The organism is Corallococcus aberystwythensis (genome assembly GCF_003612165.1).
GTDB classification, from domain to species: Bacteria; Myxococcota; Myxococcia; order Myxococcales; family Myxococcaceae; genus Corallococcus; species Corallococcus aberystwythensis.
In genome coordinates this window covers 1-12,883 of sequence record NZ_RAWK01000275.1, presented here as the reverse complement: position 1 = coordinate 12,883, position 12,883 = coordinate 1, and the positions used below count along the sequence as shown (strand labels likewise).

Here is a 12,883-nt window from a genome sequence, read left to right as displayed (position 1 = left end):
TCGTGGGGGTGGGGGTGGCGCTGACGGTGCCCCGGGCCGGGCCTTCCGTCCGGCAGCCGCTGGTGGTGCTCATCGGCATTGACGCGTTCCGGCCGGACCGCCTGGGGGCGACGGGGCGTGGAGTGGCGCCCCAGGTCGACCGCTTCCTCCAGGACGCCACGCTCTTCACGCGGGCCTACACGCCGGTGGCGCAGACGGAGCCCGCGTGGCGCTCACTGCTCACGGCGCGCTGGCCGTACCGCACGGGCGTGCGCTACCCGCTGACGTCCGATGCGCGGATGGTGCTGGCGCCCACGTTCGCGCAGCGCTTCGCGGATGCCGGATGGCGCACCGTGTTCGCCACGGACTGCTCGCGCTTCCACTTCGAGGGCCCGGCCTCAGGCTTCGCCACGCGCTGGCAGCCTCCTCGCGGCGCGCTCAACTTCGCGCTGGAGAAGCTGCGCTACCGGGCGCTGGGCCTCTTCGCGGACAACCCGGCGGGCGCCGCGTGGGTGCCCGAGTTCATCGACAACCGCGCGCTGGCCGGCATCCATGACCCCATGGGCTATGCCCGGCGGCTGTCGGACGGACTGGTGGCGGAGGCAGGGGAGGGCCCGCTGCTCTTCGCCTTCCACGCCACGGCGGCGCACTTCCCGGGCGACCCCGTGTATCCGTTCTACCGCCGCTACGTGTCCGCGTCCGAACCGCTGGAGCGCCGGCTGCGCATGCACTTCGCCCCGGTGTCGCCGGGCGCGAAGGGGGCGTGGAGTCGCGAGGGCGCGGAGGGGCTCTACGACGAGCTGCTCGCGCAGGCGGACGCGCAGGTGGGGACGCTGCTGGACGCGCTGCGGGCCTCCGGACGCTACGACGACGCGCTCATCGTGCTGATGTCCGACCACGGCGAGAGCTTCCACGCGGACCGGCCGGACCTGGCGGGCGCGACGTCCGTGCACGGCGCGCGGCTGGGCGACGAGGAGAACCGCATCCTGCTCGCGGTGAAGCCGCCGGGTGGCCGTGGCATGGGGCCCGCCCAGGTGGACGCGCTGGCGCGGCTGGTGGACGTGGGGCCCACGCTGCTGGAGCTGTCCGGCCTGTCGGCACTGCCGGAGTCGGACGGGGCGTCGCTCGTGCCGCTGTTGCGCGGAGAAGGACGTCCGCTGACGCCGCTGTACGCGGAGACGGGCTACACGCACGTGAGTCCGGAGGTGTTCGACCCGGGCCACTGGCCGGGCGCCCCGCGCACCTTCGACGCGTACCGCCTGCGCCCGGACGGGGTGGTGGAGATGGGCGACGACGCGGACGCGGCGGTGCTGCGCGAGAAGGACACCGGCGCCTTCGACGGCCAGCGCTGGGTGGTGGACCGGCCGCAGGCGGATGGCCGCGTGCGGCGCACCTGTACGGGCGACTGTGAAGGGGCGGACGCGCGCGCGCTGGCGGACTGGCTGGACGCCGCTCGGGAGCGCGCGCCGGAGTCCGCCTCACGTAGAGTCGCCGGCCATGTCGACGACCGAAACAGCCCCCGGCCTCCAGGAGACGTACGCCCCCCACAACGCCTGCTTCGGGTGTGGCCCGGCAAACCCGAAGGGGCTGCGCATCCGCAGCCGCGTGGAGGGTGACCTCGTCGTCGCGGACTGGACGCCCGAGGAGCACCACCAGGCGTTCCCCGGCGTGCTCAACGGCGGCATCATCGGCGCGCTGCTGGACTGCCACTGCAACTGGACGGCGGCGTACCACCTGATGAAGGCGCAGGGCGCGGCCACCCCGCCGTGCACCGTCACCGCCGATTACGCCATCGTGCTCAAGCGCCCCACGCCCATGAGCGGCCCCGTGCACCTGTCCGCGAAGCCCGTGGACATCCAGGGGGACCGCGTCGTCGTGGAGGGCACCCTCACCGCGGAGAACGGGAAGGTCACGGCCACCTGCCGGGGCACCTTCGTCGCGGTGAAGGAAGGCCACCCCGCGTACCACCGCTGGTAGGCCCGGAAACGCCTCGGGCCCCGTCACCGGCCTCTTCGTGAGAGGCGGCGCGGGGCCCGTGGGGTGAAGCAGGCGCGGTGTGACTACTTGCCGGCGGCGAGCATGCGGGCGTGGTGCGCCGCAGTCTCGTTGGGCTCGCCCGGGTCACGCAGCCGGTGCACCTGGTTGCCAATCTTGTCCTGGAGCAGCATCAGGCCGTCCAGCACCTGCTCCGGACGCGGCGGGCAGCCGGGGATGTAGACGTCCACCGGGATGATGCGGTCGATGCCCTGGAGCACCGCGTAGTTGTCGTAGAAGCCGCCCGAGGACGCGCACACGCCGAAGGCCACGACCCACTTGGGCTCGGTCATCTGCTCGTAGACGCGCTTGAGGATGGGGGCCTGCTTCAGGTTGATGGTGCCCACCACCATCAGCAGGTCCGCCTGGCGCGGCGAGAAGCGGGGGAACTCCGCGCCGAAGCGGGAGATGTCGTGGCGGCTGGCGGCCACGGACATGTACTCCATGCCGCAGCAGGCGGTGGCGTACGGGTAGGTGAACAGCGAGTACTTGCGAGCCCAGCCCAGGCCCTTGGACACCAGCTTCTGGAAGAAGCCCGTGGCCTCCTCCCGGCGGGTGGTCATGATCGGAGCGATGTCGGTGTCAGCCATGGCGTTGTCTCAGCTCTCCCAATCGAGAGCGCCCTTCTTCCAGACATAGATAAGGCCCACGACCAGGGTCGACGCGAAAACCAGCATCTCCACGTAGCCGAACCAGCCGAGCGCCTGGAAGTTCACCGCCCAGGGGTACAGGAACACCGCTTCCACGTCGAACACGATGAAGAGCAGCGCGATGACGTAGAACTTCACGGCGAAGCGCTGGCGAGCGGGACCGCTCGACTCGGAGCCTGCTTCGAAGGGGGCCGACTTGGTGCTGCTCGGGCGCTTGGGGCCCAGCCGGGTGGTGACCTGGGGGATGATCATCCCCATGACACCGGCCAGCAGGAGCACCACCGCCATCGGCAGGTACGGGGCGAGGGGTGTAGTCATCGGGCGCGGACCCTAACGACACCGCTGGCGTCGTGTCAAAGGGAAACACCCCCGCGCCCGGCGCGCCAACCCCTTGAGAAGACGGCCGAAATGCCGCGCCCATCCGCCGCCCTCATCCGCCGCCTCCACGCCGCCCGGACGCCTGCCCCTGGACTCGGGGTGGATCAGCCGCGCCCTGGGCCCGGGGCCCGTTTGACGGTGTGGGGAGCGCACGCCTAGCGTCAGCGGGCTGTCCTTTGTTCCGCTCATCGCCTGGGGAGTCGTCGACATGTGGGGCCGGCTGACCTTGCGGATGCAGGTGGCGATCGCGGTGCTGCTCCCGTGCCTCGCGGTGGTGTTCTTCAGCGGGGTGTACTTCCCCGCCCGGCAGACGGCCGCGGGCCTGGATGTCCTGGCCGGACGGGCCATGACGCTGGGGACGGTGGTGGTGCGCCACCCCTCGCTCGCGCTGCCGGACACCTCGCCGGACGCCCGCGCGCGGCGCGACGAGGTGTTTTCCCAGGTGGAGTCCGGCGGCTTCACGCTGAACTTCCAGGAGCTCACCCGCCTGGACGGCACCGTGATCGCCGTGCGTGGCCAGTTGCCGGAAGGGCCGCCGCAGCCGGCCCAGCTCACGCCCGGCGCGTGCACGGTGGCCCGGCTCCAGGAACAGGTCGTCGTGCGCTGTGAGAGCGACGGCCGCGTGTACCGCGCCGGCTTCGGGACCCACGAGGTGAAGGCCGCGCTGGCGGCGACGGAGGGCTATTCGCTCATGGGCTACCTGGGGGCCGCCGTGCTGGGCCTGGGGCTGGCCGTCATCATCAGCCGCGCCATCGCGGACCCCGTGTCGCGCGTCACGCAGGTGGCGCGCGAGGTGGCCCGGGGCGACGTGTTCCGGGGCGAACTGGACGTGTCCGCCGCCGGCGAGGTGCGGCAGATGGCCACCTCCTTCAACGAGATGCTGGCCACACTGCGCTCCACGGTGATGGAGCTCGTCACGCGCACCGAGCAGCTGTCCAGCGCGTCGCGCGGGCTGATGGGCGCCTCCGCGGATCAGGAGCACGTCATCAGCCAGCAGGCCGCGTACGCGCAGCAGATCGCCGCCACGTTCGAGGAACTCTCCCGCACCGCCGAGCAGATCTCCTCGTCCACGGAGGTGGTGGAGTCCAGCGCGCGGCGCACCCACGACGCGGTGGCGGAGGCCATGGCGGTGGTGGCGCAGGTGGTGGGCGGCATCAACGACATCCGCACGGAGTCCAAGGGCGTGGCGGACGCCATCGTGGGGCTCAACAAGGACCTGCAGCAGGTCTCCAAGATTGCCCAGGTCATCAACCAGGTGGCGGAGCGCAGCGACCTGCTGGCGCTCAACGCGGCGCTGGAGGGCACCAAGGCGGGCGACGTGGGCCGGGGCTTCTCCCTGGTGGCCGCGGAGATGCGCAAGCTGGCGGAGAACGTGTCCGCGTCCGCGCGCGACATCGCCCGCATCGTGGAGAAGGTGCAGGACTCGGGGGAAGAGGCCGCGTCCAAGGCCCGCGTGGGCATGGCGACGAGCGACCGGGGCGTGGAGGTGGCCGAGCAGGCCTCCTCCGTCTTCCTGCGCATCGTGGAGCTGGCGCGCGGCACCAGCGAGGCGGCGCGGCAGATCACCATCGCCACCCGTCAGCAGCGTCAGTCCAGCGAGCAGGCGGTGCAGGGGGCTCGCAACGTGGCGGACCTGGTGAAGCAGGGCGTGGACGCCACCGGCCGCACCACCCGCATCGCGCAGGACCTCCAGTCCGTGGCCGAAGGGCTCACCGCCGTCACCAGCCGCTTCAAGGCCCAGCCCCGACCCTAAACGGGCTGGGAGACGGGCTGGGACGACGGCGCGCGGGCGCGCAGCTTCTGGAACAGCTCCAGGGACATGGCCGCGGCGCCCAGGCGGTGGTCGGGCGCCACCGCCTCGCCGTGGAAGTCGCTGCCGAAGGTGGGCACCAGGTCGAACTCCGCCGCGAGCGCCAGGTACTTCTGCCGCACCGAGGGGTTGTGGTCCACGCTGAGGATCTCCAGGCCGGAGAGTCCCGCCTTCGCCAGCGCCTGAATCTCCGGGCGCTCCATCTTGGAGGAGCCGGGGTGGGCGAGCGTCGCGGTGCCGCCCGCGTTGCGGATGAGCCGGATGGCCTCCGCGCCATCCAGCTTGAAGCGCTCCACCCACGCCGCACGGCCCGTGCCCAGGAAGCGGTCGAACGCGGCCTTCAGGTCCACGCACCAGCCCTGCTCCACCAGCACCCGCGCCAGGTGGGGCCGCCCCAGCTGCGCGTCCCCGGCCACCTTGCGCACCTGCTCCATGCGCACCGGGAAGCCCAGCCCGCGCAGCTTGGCCACCATGGCCTCCATGCGCCGGGTGCGCTCCTCCCGCAGCCGGTCCGCGAAGCGCGCGAGGTCCGGGTCCTCCGGGCGCAGGAAGTGGCCCAGGATGTGGGCCTCCTTGGCGTACACGAAGGCGGACAGCTCGATGCCGGGGACGAGTTCCAATTTGTGCGCGAGGGCCGCCTGCCGTGCCTCCTGGAGGCCCGCCACCGTGTCGTGGTCCGTCACGGCCAGGACGGTGACGCCCGCGGCGGCGGCGCGCGCCACCAGCTCCGAGGGCGGGTACTGGCCGTCACTGGCGGTGGTGTGCGAATGCAGGTCGATCACGGCGGGGGAACCCTCTGGAAGGCGGCGAGGCGGGCACTCTTACGCCATGTCCCCATGGGAAGGGGCCTTAAGAGCGGGCCCTGTGTGAATCCGCACGGCACGCGGTTTCTTCCTGTCCGGTGCCCACCCCTTGGGGAGGGGCAGGGCTGAAGGCGGGCCTCCCCTTGGCAGGCGGGCGGTGTTAGATCGCCGCGCCATGGCCAAGACGACCCCGACCCCGAAGAAGTCCTCCCTTCGCGCCGCCTACGCGAACGCGCGCAAGGCGGATCCGCGCCCCATCACCGGCAAGGAGAAGCCGGCGGAACTGCTCGCGCACGCGTTCAGCGCCTACGTGGGCCGGCAGGAGCGCACCGCGTTCGAGCTGATGCAGCAGTCCGTGCAGCAGGACGCGTCCATCTTCCTCACGCTGTCGGGCGCCATGACGCCCGCGGGCCTGCACCAGTCCTGCCTCATCCCAATGGTGGAGAAGGGCATCATCTCCGCCATCACCACCACTGGCGCCAACCTCTACCACGACGCCCACCGCATCATCGGCCACGGCATCCGCGAGGTGAACCCCAACGCGGGCGACCTCCAGTACCGCCTGGCGCGCATCATCCGCATCTACGACCTGGGGTTCTGGGAGGAGGCGCTGCTCGACACCGACCGCCTCTTCTCCGCCATCCTCCGGCAGCCCCAGTTCCAGAAGAAGATGACCACGCCGGAGTTCCACTACCTCCTGGGCAAGGCCATCCACGGCATCGAGAAGCAGCTGGGCGTCAAGCAGCCGTCGCTCTTGTCCACCTGCTACAAGCACGGCGTCCCCATCTGGGTGGGCGCGGTGCAGGACGGCTCCATCTTCCTCAACGTCGTGAAGCTGAAGCGCCTGCTGGGTGACGAGTTCAAGTTCGAGCTCGACATCAACGACGACGTCTATTCCATGGCCGCCATGCAGCACTACTGCCGCCACCACGGCAGCGGGAAGCTGGCCATCTGGATCCTGGGCGGCGGCGTGCCCAAGAACTACACGCTCCAGGGCGAGCCGCTGCTGGATCAAATCCTCAACGTCCCCACGTCGGGCTTCGACATCGACGTGCAGTTCTGCGTGGACCCGGTGGACAACGGCGCGCTGTCCAGCTGCCCCGCCGGCGAGGGCCACACCTGGGGCAAGGTGTCCGTGGAGGCGGTGGAGACGGGCTCCATGTACGTGCACTGCGACGTGACGGCGGTGTTCCCCTGGCTTACGCACGCGCTGTTCAGCGAGCCCAAGAACAAGCGCAAGCCCATGCGCCTGATGGACAAGATGGACGACGCGGTGAAGTTCCTGGACGCGGACGTCAAGAAGCGCAGCAAGTCGCTGATGAAGACGCTGGACTGGAGCGTCGAGGACGCCGAGCCCTCCTCCGAAGAGGACGCGAAGGCCCACGACAGCTTCGTCCGCTAGCCCGCGGTTCTTTCCCCAAGGCCTCAATCCCAAGGAGACGGTAATGAGTCAGCAGCCCGCGACGGGTGTGGTGATGTCCCTGGTGAGTGCTCCCCAGCTGAAGACGCAGGTGACGCACGGTCCTTCCGGCGCGACGCTGCCCACGGAGGCGCCGAAGGACAACGGCGGCACCGGCGGCAGCTTCTCCCCCACGGACCTGGTGGCCACGGCGCTGGCGTCCTGTGTCGTGACGACCATGCACCTGGTGGCCGGCAAGGAGGGCATCACGCTGGGCGAGGTGCGCGCGACGGTGGAGAAGCGGATGACCCCGCCGCCGCGCAAGATTGGAGAGCTGGTGATCTCCATCCTGATGCCGGCGGGCCTCGTGCCGGAGCAGCGCACGATGCTGGAGAAGATCGCCCACGAGTGTCCCGTGGCGCGCAGCCTCCACCCGGACGTGAAGGTGACGGCGTCGTTCGGCTACCCGGACTGAGGCAGCCGTGAGGGGGCTCGGCAGGCCGCCTGCCTTCCGAGCCCCAACGGCGCCGTGCGGCAAGCGGCCGTCGTGCCCACCCTCCTGAAGTTCTTTGATGCCTCGGGGGAGGGGCACTCGGCATGAACGTGAAGCGACTGGGCATCTACCTCAACGACCATCTCCTGGGCTCCACCGTGGGCGTGGACCTTGCGAAGCGGGCGGAGCGCGAGAACCGCAGCAACCCGGTGGGCCAGTACCTGGCCACGATGATTCCCCTGCTGGAGCAGGACCGCGCCACGCTGCTGGCGGTGATGTCCGCCCTGGAGGTGCGGGTGGATCCGCTCAAGGTCGGCGGCGCGTGGATCACGGAGAAGCTGTCGCGCCTGAAGCTCAACGGCTCCTGGCTGCGCTACTCGCCGCTGAGCCGGCTGGTGGAGCTGGAGGGGCTGTGCGTGGGCTCCCACGGGCGCGTGTCCCTGTGGCGGAGCCTGGAGCGGATCGCCGCGAAGGATCCGCGCCTGGCGCGGTTCGACTTCGGCTTCCTCGCGGAGCGCGCGGACGGGCAACTGGAGACGCTCCAGACGCTGCGGCTTCGCGCGACGGACCAGGCGTTCAGCGACACGTCCGTCGAGACCGGCGAACAGGCACCGGTCCCGACGGAGGCGTGATTCGTCAGGGCCTTCAGGTCCCCGAGGGCGAGACGGGGGGACGCGTCCCCGTCTCCGGCCCGGGCAGCAGGCGCAGCTGGCTGGCGGAGGTGAACGTCGCGTCCACCTCGCGCTCCAGGTACGTGTAGCCGGACAGGCCGTCCTCGTAGACGCGCAGCAGGTTGCGCGACTCGTCCAGGGTGATGCGCCCCTGGCGCAGCGCCAGCTCCGTGAACTTGCGCAGCTTCGCGACGAGGTCGTCCTTGTTGTAGCTCACGTAGTTGAGCACTTCCGTCACCGTGTCCCCGGCGACGACGTGGTCGATGAGGTAGCCGCCGCCCGGAGCGAGCGACACCTGCACCGTGTGCGTGTCCCCGAAGAGGTTGTGCAGGTCGCCCAAAATCTCCTGGTACGCGCCCACCAGGAAGATGCCCAGGTAGTAGTCGTCGCTGTTGAGCGCGTGCAGCTCCAGCGCGTCCTTCACCTCGCGCTTGTCGATGAAGTGCTCGATCTTCCCGTCCGAGTCGCAGGTGATGTCCGCCAGCGTCGCGCGCCGGGTCGGCTTCTCCGCCAGGCGGTGGATGGGCATCATCGGGAAGAGCTGATCAATGGCCCACGAGTCCGGCAGCGACTGGAACACGGAGAAGTTGCAGAAGTACGTGTCCGACAGCTGCTTCTCCAGGGCCTCCAGCTCCTCCGGAATCTCCCCGGCCTCGCGCGCCACGCGCAGGATCTTGTGGCAGATGGCCCAGTAGAGGTTCTCCGCCGCCACGCGCTGCTCCAGCGACAGGTGGCCCAGCGAGAACAGCTGGAGGCTCTCCTCCTTGGCGTCCTGCGCGTCGTGGAAGGCCTCGATGACGTTCTTGTTCGTGACCTCGCGGAACGTCGAATAGAGGTTGCGCACCACGGAGGGCGCCTTCTCGTCCACCTTGTCGGGCGTCTGGGACGGGTCGAACTCGCTGGTGCCCAGCACGTCCACCACCAGCACCGCGTGGTGCGCCACGACGGCGCGGCCGGACTCGGAGACGAGCGTGGGGTGCGGCACGCCCGCGCGGTCGCAGGCCTCCATCACGCCGAAGACGACGTCGTTGGCGTACTCCTCCGTCGTGTAGTTCATGGAGGAGGCGAAGTTCGTCTGGGAGCCGTCGTAGTCCACGCCCAGGCCGCCGCCCACGTCCAGGTACTTCAGCGGCGCGCCCTGGCGGGCCACCTCCACGTAGAAGCAGCCCACCTCGCGCAGCGCGTTCTTCACGTTGCGGATGTTGGAGATCTGGCTGCCCAGGTGGAAGTGAAGCAGCTCGAAGGAGGAGAGCAGGCCCGCGTCCTTCATGAAGCTGATGCAGTTCATCAGCTCCGACGAGGACAGGCCGAACTTGGAGCGGTCACCGCCGGACGCCTCCCACTTGCCGGCGCCGCGCGTGGACAGCTTCACGCGCATGCCCAGCCGCGGGGTGATGCCGGTGCGGCGGGCCACCTCCGCGATGAGGGGCAGCTCGCTGGGCTTCTCCACCACCAGGATGACGTTGCGGCCCAGGCGCGAGTAGAAGAGCGCCGTCTCGATGTACTCCTCGTCCTTGTAGCCGTTGCAGATGACGAGCGCGTCCTCGCTGTCCAGCAGCGCCATCACCGCGAGCAGCTCCGGCTTGCTGCCGGCCTCCAGGCCGTAGGTGTAGTCCTTGCCCGCCTCGATGATGGTCTCCACCACGTAGCGGTGCTGGTTCACCTTGATGGGGTACACGCCCCGGTACAGGCCCTTGTAGCCCTGATCCGCGATGGCCTTCTTGAACGCGTTGTTCAGGTGCACCACGCGGTGGCGCAGCACGTCCGTGAAGCGCAGGAGCAGCGGCAGGCCGATGCCCCGGCGGCGGACCTCGTCCACCAGCTCCTTGAGGTCCATGCTCGGAGCAGCGGGCCCGTCCGGATGGACGCACACGTGGCCCTTGTCGTTGATGCCGAAGTAGGGCGAGCCCCAGTTGCGGATGCCGTACAGCTCATGGGCATCGGCCAGGGTCCAGCGGTGCTGAGGGGAGGGAGCGGCCATCGTTGTTTCGTGCCTCCGGTGGAGCGCGCGGCGGGGGTGTGGAAACTCCCATGAACACGGGAGGGGGGCCGGACTATCGGAAACGTCCCGGGCATTCAATAGCCGCCTGTTTCCAGAGCAGGCAGGCAAGCAGGGGCCCCATTTCGGGTGCTGGCCCTGGTGGGCCGGTCAGCATCCAATTCCTACCCTTCCTTCCAGGCAGCACCGGGAGGCCGAGTGGAGAGAAGGGGAGGGTACATGGAGTCGTCCGCACGCAGGGAAGAGGCAGCGCCACTGACCCCGCGGGAGATTTTCGAAAGACTGGATCGCTTCGTCATCGGCCAGGAGGCCGCCAAGCGGGCGGTGGCCATCGCCGCGCACAACCACCTCAAGCGCATCCAGGCGCGGCGGATGCGACGGCAGTCCCTCATCAAGAAGTCCAACATCCTGCTCATCGGTCCCACGGGCAGCGGCAAGACGCACATCGCACGCAACCTGGCGGACATCCTCCAGGTCCCGTTCACCACCGTGGACGCCACCGAGTACACGGAGGCGGGCTACTACGGGAAGGACGTGGAGGTGATGGTGTCCGACCTGCTCTTCAAGGCGAACCACTCGGTGGAGGACACCCAGCGGGGCATCATCTTCATCGACGAGGTGGACAAGATTGCCCGCCGTACGCAAGGCGCGCGCAACGGCGCGGGCAGCCGCGACATCGGCGGTGAGGGCGTGCAGCAGTCGCTGCTGAAGCTCTTGGAGGGGCGCGAGGTGCACGTGCCCATGAACGTGACGCAGGCGTGGAACAAGAGCGACTTCGTGCAGGTGGACACGCGCGACATCCTCTTCATCTGCGCGGGCACGTTCAGCGACCTGCACGACTTCGGCGACGAGGGCGGCCGGGCCATGGGCTTCGGCGCGGACGCGCTGACGGCGAAGCGCAAGGAGAAGCGCATCTCCACGAAGCAGCTGGTGGACTTTGGGATGATGGCGGAGTTCCTGGGCCGCATGCCGGTGATGGTGCAGCTGGAGCGGCTGGGCGAGTCCGACCTCCTGCGCGTGCTCACCGAGCCGCCGGATGCCATCACCCGCGAGTTCAAGGAGCTCCTGTCGCTGGATGAGATTGAACTGGAGTTCCCGGAGAGCGGCCTGCGGGAGGTGGTGCGCTACTCCATGTCGCGCGGGTTGGGCGCTCGCGGCCTGCGCTCCATCCTGGAGCACGTGATGTCGGACATCATGTTCGAGGCGCCGGAGCGGCGGCACCGTCAGGTGGCGGTGGACGCGGAGTTCGTGAAGGCGCGGCTCGCGAGCCTGGACGACGTGGAGCTCAACGCTTAGCGGGAGCCGGCCGTTCGGAGGCCCGGGCGGCGGCGCCCAGCCGTGCCGCCGCCTGAGGGTCCTGGATGAGCTGGAGCACCAGGTCGTTGCGCAGGAGCGCCTGCGTGTCACCGCGCTCCAGCGCGTCCTGCAGGTCCTGGCGCGACAGCGCGGTCTGGAAGCGCGGGTCCTTGCGCAGCGCCTTGAAGGCCGGGTCGTCCTGGAGCTTCTTCGCCTTCGCGGGGTCGTGCGTGGCCTGGGCCACGCGGACCAGGTCCTCCAGCGGGGCGAACTGGGTCAGCTCGAAGAGGTTGAAGCGGCGGGACAGGTCGAAGGCGACGGAGCCCTTCGGGGCCACGCCCCAGCGCTTGCCGGCGATGACGACGTGCTGCTCCATGAAGGTGAGCGCGCTCAGGCAGACCCAGAACAGGGCGGCCATCTTCCCGCCGCCGAGGATGAAGCCCAGCGTGCGGTCCATGCCGCGCTCCTCCGACTGCTTGCCGGAGAGGATGCGCAGGAGCAGCGCGCCCAGGGCGTAGCGCACGGTGAGCCACGTGACGACGAAGAGCAGCACCGTGCCGAAGAGCGTGCCGATGAGCAGCGGCGAGCCCAGCGCGACGGCGAGCTTGGGGCCGATGACGGGCGCGAGCTTGCGGGAGACGAAGTAGCCCGCCGCGAGCCCTACGGAGTTGGCCACCTGGCGGGCGGCGCCGGAGAGGGCGCCGAGGATGCCGAAGAACAGCACCATGCCCAGGAGGATGAGGTCGATGACCATGCGGTGGGCTCCTGGGTGCGCCGCTAGCGGATCTTGAACGAGGAGTCGCCCTTGGACTTGTCCGCGGTCTGCTTCTGGGCTTCCGCGAGGGCTTCCTTGTAGCGGGCGTTGGAGGGCTCGTAGGTGAGCGCCATCTTGAGGTTGCGCTCCGCGGCGGACGGGTTGCCGGACTCCAGGTCCTTCTGGGCCTGCGTGTAGAACTGACGGCCCTTGGGATGGGTGCCGATCTGCTCTTCCTGTTCCTTCTTCGCGGCGGCCTTGGTCTCGGACTCGGAGGCGTCGGTGAAGCGCAGCTTCTGCGCGCGGTCCGGGCCGGCGATGTCGGAGAGGTACTTCTTGCGCTTGGTGTCGTCGCGCAGGACGTAATAGGCCTCGGTGACGCGCTTGTAGAGCTCGTTCACCTGGTCCTTGAGGGCCTTGGATTCCAGCTGGAAGAAGCGGTCCGGGTGGTAGACGCGGCTCTCTTTGTAGAAGGCCTTCTTGATGTCGCCGGGCGCGGCGGTGCGCTCCAGGCCGAGCAGCTCGAAGTAGTCCAGCTGGTCGAGCTTCGCGCAGCGCGATTCCAGGTCCGTGAGCTGCTCCGGGCTGAGGGCGGGGCCTTCAGAGGAGGGCGGCGG

Annotated in this window: 13 protein-coding genes; 7 read left to right on the top strand and 6 right to left on the bottom strand. The window is 69.6% G+C overall.

Annotated elements, in window-relative coordinates; all coding sequences use genetic code 11:
• Both D7W81_RS33590 and D7W81_RS33585 read left to right on the top strand, forming a co-directional pair.
• The coding region (locus D7W81_RS33590) for a sulfatase-like hydrolase/transferase (RefSeq protein ID WP_120559491.1) at nt 1–1,595 on the top strand (1,595 nt) is incomplete at its 5' end.
• The gene (locus D7W81_RS33585; protein WP_208721567.1) at nt 1,585–1,956 is read left to right on the top strand and encodes a PaaI family thioesterase; all 372 of its coding nucleotides are present in this window, start codon (nt 1,585–1,587) and stop codon (nt 1,954–1,956) included. The genes D7W81_RS33590 and D7W81_RS33585, both read left to right, overlap by 11 nt.
• 83 nt (nt 1,957–2,039) lie before the next feature.
• Here D7W81_RS33585 and D7W81_RS33580 read toward each other — a convergent pair whose 3' ends face one another.
• Both D7W81_RS33580 and D7W81_RS33575 read right to left on the bottom strand, forming a co-directional pair.
• Nucleotides 2,040–2,603 (bottom strand): NADH-quinone oxidoreductase subunit B, encoded by a 564-nt coding sequence (locus D7W81_RS33580; protein WP_120559489.1) that lies wholly within the window; start codon nt 2,601–2,603, stop codon nt 2,040–2,042.
• A gap of 9 nt (nt 2,604–2,612) precedes the next feature.
• A complete protein-coding gene (locus D7W81_RS33575) occupies nt 2,613–2,981 on the bottom strand; it encodes an NADH-quinone oxidoreductase subunit A (protein WP_120559488.1) in 369 nt (122 codons plus the stop codon).
• A 268-nt stretch (nt 2,982–3,249) separates the two neighbouring features.
• Between D7W81_RS33575 and D7W81_RS33570 the strand changes: the two genes are divergently transcribed.
• Nucleotides 3,250–4,794, top strand: coding sequence for a methyl-accepting chemotaxis protein (locus D7W81_RS33570; protein WP_120559487.1), 1,545 nt, complete (start codon nt 3,250–3,252; stop codon nt 4,792–4,794).
• Here the strand turns inward: D7W81_RS33570 and D7W81_RS33565 are convergent.
• On the bottom strand, nt 4,791–5,633 hold the full coding sequence (locus D7W81_RS33565) for a PHP domain-containing protein (RefSeq protein ID WP_120559486.1): 843 nt from the start codon (nt 5,631–5,633) through the stop codon (nt 4,791–4,793). The two genes, D7W81_RS33570 and D7W81_RS33565, sit on opposite strands and share 4 nt — an antisense overlap.
• A gap of 196 nt (nt 5,634–5,829) precedes the next feature.
• Between D7W81_RS33565 and D7W81_RS33560 the strand changes: the two genes are divergently transcribed.
• From D7W81_RS33560 to D7W81_RS33550, 3 genes are all read left to right on the top strand, one after another.
• Nucleotides 5,830–7,056: a deoxyhypusine synthase family protein gene (locus D7W81_RS33560; protein WP_120559485.1), complete on the top strand. Its 1,227-nt coding sequence runs from the start codon at nt 5,830–5,832 to the stop codon at nt 7,054–7,056.
• A gap of 43 nt (nt 7,057–7,099) precedes the next feature.
• Nucleotides 7,100–7,528 carry an OsmC family protein gene (locus D7W81_RS33555; RefSeq protein WP_120559484.1) on the top strand — a complete coding sequence of 143 codons (429 nt, stop codon included), beginning with the start codon at nt 7,100–7,102 and terminating at the stop codon, nt 7,526–7,528.
• Nucleotides 7,529–7,650: 122 nt separating this feature from the next.
• Complete coding sequence (locus D7W81_RS33550) at nt 7,651–8,178, top strand: hypothetical protein (protein ID WP_120559483.1); 528 nt, start codon at nt 7,651–7,653, stop codon at nt 8,176–8,178.
• A 13-nt stretch (nt 8,179–8,191) separates the two neighbouring features.
• Here D7W81_RS33550 and speA read toward each other — a convergent pair whose 3' ends face one another.
• On the bottom strand, nt 8,192–10,198 hold the full coding sequence (gene speA, locus D7W81_RS33545) for a biosynthetic arginine decarboxylase (RefSeq protein WP_120559482.1): 2,007 nt from the start codon (nt 10,196–10,198) through the stop codon (nt 8,192–8,194).
• A gap of 237 nt (nt 10,199–10,435) precedes the next feature.
• Here speA and clpX point away from each other — a divergent pair, with 237 nt between their 5' ends.
• The gene (gene clpX, locus D7W81_RS33540; RefSeq protein WP_120559481.1) at nt 10,436–11,512 is read left to right on the top strand and encodes an ATP-dependent Clp protease ATP-binding subunit ClpX; all 1,077 of its coding nucleotides are present in this window, start codon (nt 10,436–10,438) and stop codon (nt 11,510–11,512) included.
• Here the strand turns inward: clpX and D7W81_RS33535 are convergent.
• Nucleotides 11,502–12,266, bottom strand: a complete 765-nt coding sequence (locus D7W81_RS33535) for a CvpA family protein (RefSeq protein ID WP_120559480.1) — start codon at nt 12,264–12,266, stop codon at nt 11,502–11,504. The genes clpX and D7W81_RS33535 overlap by 11 nt on opposite strands.
• Before the next feature lie 23 nt (nt 12,267–12,289).
• On the bottom strand, nt 12,290–12,883 hold a 594-nt coding region (locus D7W81_RS33530; RefSeq protein ID WP_244227588.1), incomplete at its 5' end, for a DnaJ domain-containing protein.